At 71.0% G+C, this 5200-nt stretch carries 4 protein-coding genes; 2 read left to right on the top strand and 2 right to left on the bottom strand.

Annotation, left to right across the window (positions count from 1 at the left end; translation table 11 throughout):
• Positions 1-1122: winged helix DNA-binding domain-containing protein (locus ACWGH4_RS30745; RefSeq protein WP_453466668.1), on the bottom strand; the 1122-nt coding region annotated here is incomplete at its 3' end.
• 321 nt (positions 1123-1443) lie between these two features.
• A complete protein-coding gene (mgrA, locus tag ACWGH4_RS30740) occupies positions 1444-2481 on the bottom strand; it encodes an L-glyceraldehyde 3-phosphate reductase (protein ID WP_453466666.1) in 1038 nt (345 codons plus the stop codon).
• Between the two features lie 107 nt (positions 2482-2588).
• On the opposite strand from mgrA, the gene ACWGH4_RS30735 reads away from it, so the two are divergent.
• Both ACWGH4_RS30735 and ACWGH4_RS30730 read left to right on the top strand, forming a co-directional pair.
• Positions 2589-3350 (top strand): isoprenyl transferase, encoded by a 762-nt coding sequence (locus ACWGH4_RS30735; protein WP_005312639.1) that lies wholly within the window; start codon positions 2589-2591, stop codon positions 3348-3350.
• A gap of 470 nt (positions 3351-3820) precedes the next feature.
• Positions 3821-5143 carry a PhoH family protein gene (locus ACWGH4_RS30730; protein WP_356623312.1) on the top strand — a complete coding sequence of 441 codons (1323 nt, stop codon included), beginning with the start codon at positions 3821-3823 and terminating at the stop codon, positions 5141-5143.
• Positions 5144-5200 lie beyond the last annotated feature (57 nt).

Raw genomic sequence — 5200 nt, 5'->3', positions numbered from 1 at the left:
CTCCAGGGCCGCGCCCACCCGCTCGACCTCCTGGGCCAGTTCATCGCGTGCCCCCGCCCGCTCCAGCGCCTCGCCGACCGGTTCCACCGTCACCGCGACACGTCGGCCCGAGCGGCGCTGGTGCCAGACCCCGGCCACGACCCCGTCCACCAGCACCACCGGGTAGTTGCCGGCCTGGCCCCCGGCCAGCGCCCGGGTGCGAGCCGCCCCCGGGAACAGCCGGTCCCGTGGCCGGCAGGCGATGGCGTACGCGTCGAAGTAGGGGAGGAGGCGCACGCCCCGCGCCGGCTCCCGGTCCGGGAACGCGGCGTCGCCCCGGGCGACCCACGCGGGGGCGCCCTCGAAGGTGACCTCCGCGATCCGCCGCCCGGCCGCCAGGTCCGTGAAGAGCCCGCCCGCCCAGGCGGGCGGCGCTCCGAACCACCGGGCGAAGTCCGCGGGTGTGGCGGGCCCGTACGCGCGCAGATAGCGGTGCACGAGTTCGGGCAGAGCGTCCCGCCCGTCCATCGGCGTGACTCCGGGGCTGGTGTAGGTGACGTTGCGGCCGCGGTTCGGGCCGAAGGCGAGCGCGCCGCGATGCGCGGCCGTGTGCGTGATCTGCCGCCAGCGCGGCCACTTGTCCTGGAAGGCGTCCATCACCCGCTCGCCCGCCCACGGCCCGGTGCGGTCGACGATCGCCTCCGTCAGTTCGTCGACGGTGAGCGGCTCGCCGGCCAGCGCGTCACGGACCGCCGCGACGACCTCGTCGGTCTGCTCGGGTGTCATCCGTACGCCCTCCGGCCACGGGTTCCTCCCGGCGGGCACCGCCGACAGGGCGCCCGTCCACATCGGCAGGTCCGCCGCGGGCAGCAGATGGACGGTGCCGCGCGGGCCGTACGTCTTCACCAGTGTCCGGTCCGTCCACAGTGCGTGGCGCACGTCCGCCCGGGTGGCGCCGGGTGCCAGCCGCAGGGCGAGGGACAGCTCCCCGGCGGACAGCACCTGCGCGTGGGCCCCGAGCATCGCGCCGGCGACGGCCGCGGGGGAGGTGAGGCCCGGGGACCCGGGAGCGGCCAGCCCCTGACGGGCCAGCCGCCGGGCGTTCGCCTGCGGCCATGTCACATCGGCGGTCTTCTTCGTCATACCGGCGACGCTAGGACCCATACAGGTCAGATGCTGTCCTCATTTGCCCGATGGGGCCCGTCCCGTTCGATCGCTCGACCGCACGCGGGTCCGTTCGTCAATGCGGCGCCTCACGGCCGGGGTCCCCCGTGGGAGGTACGGCCCCGGCCGCTCCCGGAGCGCTGCCGCACGGCCCCGCGCCTTCCCCGGCGAATTCCGGCGCCACTTCCGGCATGGCGTGGCACCGCGCACCGCTTACGAAGGGTTATGGTGGAAACCCCCCCTCGGGCCGGTCCGTATCCCCCCCACGGACCGGCCCGTTTTATGTTTCCTCCCGGCGGGTCAGCCCCGGTCGGCCCAGATGTTCGTGCCCTTCGTGTCCACCGCGAAGGTGTCGATCTCCTCCAGCTCCGCCTGCGTCAGAGGCGCCCCGGCCAGCGCCGCGACGTTCTCTTCGAGCTGCTGCACGCTGGACGCGCCGATGAGCGCGGACGTCATCCGCGGGTCGCGCAGCACCCACGAGATCGCCAGCTGGGCCAGCGACTGGCCACGGCGCGCGGCGATGTCGTTGAGGCCGTGCAGCCGTCGCACCACCTCGTCGGACAGCAGGTTCGGGTCGAGCGACTTGCCCTGGGTGGCGCGCGAGCCCTCCGGGATGCCCTTCAGGTACTTGCCGGTGAGCAGCCCCTGCGCGAGCGGCACGAAGGAGATGCAGCCCATACCGGCGTCCTCCAGGGTGTCCAGCAGCTCGTCGTCCTCGATCCAGCGGTTGATCATCGAGTACGAGGGCTGGTGGATGAGCGCGGGGACACCCATCTCCTTCAGCAGTCCGGCCGCCTCCGCGGTCTGCTCCGCGTTGTAGGAGGACACCCCCACGTACAGCGCCTTGCCCTGCTGCACGGCGGATGCGAGCGCTCCCATCGTCTCCTCGAGCGGAGTCTCCGGGTCGAAGCGGTGGGAGTAGAAGATGTCGACGTGGTCGAGGCCCATCCGCTTCAGGGAGGCATCCAGCGACGACAGCAGATACTTGCGCGAACCCCACTCGCCGTACGGCCCGGGGTGCATGAGATAGCCGGCCTTGGTGGAGACGACGATCTCGTCCCGGTAGCGGGCGAAGTCCTGCGCGAAGATCTTGCCGAAGTTCAGCTCGGCGGACCCGGGCGGCGGTCCGTAGTTGTTCGCGAGGTCGAAGTGGGTGACGCCCAGGTCGAACGCGCGGCGCAGGATCGTGCGCTGCGAGCTCAGCGTGCGGTCGTCACCGAAGTTGTGCCAGAGGCCCAGGGACAGCGCGGGCAGCTTGAGGCCGGAGCGGCCGCTGCGGCGGTACTCCATGGACGCGTAGCGGTCGGCGTCGGCGAGGTAATAGGGGGAATCAGTCACGCTTCCCTCCTTATCACGGACTTGTGACACACCGGGTTGGGCCGCCGTGCCCGGCCCGCAGTAGGGTTGCGCCTTCGGGGACTGCCGCATGGAGGGGTGTAAGAACTGTGAACCTGCGCGACCTGGTGTACAGGCTCTACGCACGCCGGGTGGAAGGCCGCCTCGACCATGCCCAGGTGCCCAAGCACATCGGTGTCATCCTCGACGGCAACCGCCGCTGGGCGAAGGCCTCCGGCGGCACGGCCGCACAGGGGCACCAGGCCGGCGCCGACAAGATCTCCGAGCTGCTCGGCTGGTGCGCGGAGACCGATGTCGAGGTCGTCACCCTGTGGCTCCTGTCCACGGACAACTTCGACCGCCCCGAAGAGGAGCTCAAGCCGCTTCTCGGCATCATCGAGAACACGGTGCGCAACCTCGCCGCCGACGGGCGCTGGCGGGTGCACCACGTGGGCACCCTGGACCTGCTGCCCGACCACACGCAGCGGGTGCTGAAGGAGGCCGAGCAGGCCACGGCGGACGTGAAGGGAATACTGGTCAACGTCGCCGTCGGCTACGGCGGCCGCCAGGAGATCGCGGACGCGGTCCGTTCGCTGCTGCTGGAGCACGCGGAGAAGGGCACGAGCTTCGAGGAGCTCGCCGAGATCGTCGACGTCGAGCACATCTCCGAGCACCTGTACACCCGTGGGCAGCCGGATCCCGACCTGGTGATCCGCACCAGCGGGGAGCAGCGGCTCTCCGGGTTCATGCTCTGGCAGAGCGCGCACTCCGAGTACTACTTCTGCGAAGTCTTCTGGCCGGCGTTCCGTAAGGTCGACTTCCTGCGCGCACTGCGCGACTACGCGGCCCGTCACCGCCGCTACGGCGCCTGACCGCCGCCTCTGCCCGACCCGGCAGCGTCTCCCTGAACCGGGCGTCTGCCTGACCGGCAGTCTCTGCCTGGACCGGGCCCCGCCCCGGCCCCTTTCACCTTCCGCCCCGAGCCGTCACGTCGCCGGCCCGGCGCGGCGCGGCAGCCACGCGCCCCCTCGACGCGCCTCGTCACCGCACGTTCATCCGGCGGACGCCCGGCCTCCTGGCATGGCCGGAGTTGTTCGAGGGCATACCTCTTGCAGGTCGACGTCCGATCCACGAACGTCGGATCTCAGTGAGCGGCTCACGCCGCCCACCCGGGAGGCCCTTTGCACACGAAGGACTGCACCAGCGGTGCGGACCACGCGGAGGGCCGGCGCTCGGCCCGCGCATCGTGGCCTGAGCCCGGCCCGTCCCCCGCTCCGGCGGGAGGACCCATGGCCCGCGACGCCGTCGCACCCCGACCTCGTCCGAGGGGGTACGTCCTTCCGTGGTGAACAGCACAAAGCGCCGTATGAACGACCGGCGCACCTACGTTCTCGACACCAGCGTCCTGCTGGCGGACCCGAAAGCCATGAGCCGCTTCGACGAGCACGAGGTCGTGCTCCCCGTCGTCGTGGTGACGGAGCTGGAGGCCAAGAGGCACCATCCGGAGCTCGGTTACTTCGCCCGCCAGGCGCTTCGCCTGCTGGACGACTTCCGGGTCCGGTACGGCCGCCTCGACTCTCCGCTGCCCATCGGGGACCTCGGTGGCACGCTGCGTGTCGAGCTCAACCACTCGGATCCCGGCGTACTGCCGGCCGGTTTCAGGCTGGGGGACAACGACTCACGGATTCTGGCCGTCGCGCGCAACCTCCAGGCGGAGGGGTACGACGTCACGGTCGTCTCCAAGGACCTGCCGCTGCGCATCAAGGCGTCGTCGGTCGGCCTGCTCGCGGAGGAGTACCGCGCGGAGCTCGCCATCACCGACACGGGCTGGACCGGCATGACCGACCTGCCCCTGACGGCTGAGCAGGTCGACCTCCTTTACGGGGAGGAGACGCTGTACGTACCGGAGGCGGCGGATCTGCCCGTGCACACCGGTCTGGTGCTGCAGTCCGAGCGCGGCAAGGCGCTGGGGCGGGTCACCGCCGAGGGCAACGTCCGCCTGGTGCGGGGCGACCGCGAGGTGTTCGGAATCCACGGTCGCAGCGCCGAGCAGCGCATCGCCCTGGATCTGCTCCTCGACCAGGAGGTCGGCATCGTCTCGCTCGGCGGCCGGGCCGGCACCGGCAAGTCGGCGCTGGCGCTGTGCGCGGGCCTCGAAGCGGTCCTCGAGCGCAGGCAGCACCAGAAGGTGATGGTCTTCAGACCGCTCTACGCGGTGGGCGGGCAGGAGCTCGGCTATCTGCCGGGCACCGAGGCCGAGAAGATGAGCCCGTGGGCGCAGGCGGTCTTCGACACGCTGTCCGCCGTCGCCGGCCGTGAGGTCATCGAGGAGGTCCTGAACCGCGGCATGCTGGAGGTCCTGCCGCTGACGCACATCCGGGGCCGTTCCCTTCATGACGCGTTCGTCATCGTCGACGAGGCCCAGTCGCTGGAACGGAACGTCCTGCTGACGGTTCTGTCCCGTATCGGGGCGAATTCCCGGGTCGTCCTCACGCATGACGTGGCCCAGCGGGACAACCTCCGGGTCGGCCGCTACGACGGCGTGGTCGCCGTGGTGGAGAAACTGAAGGGGCATCCGCTGTTCGCGCATGTCACCCTCACGCGCTCGGAGCGTTCACAGATCGCGGCCCTGGTGACCGAAATGCTGGAGGACGGGCACATCTGATCCGATAGGTCCCAGGGGCCTGTCCGGCATATAGGGCAAGTCACTTGACGCCGACGC

Source organism: Streptomyces sp. NPDC054847, from assembly GCF_053610925.1.
Note: the sequence above shows the minus strand (reverse complement) of the source record. Positions and strands in the feature narration are given on the sequence as shown.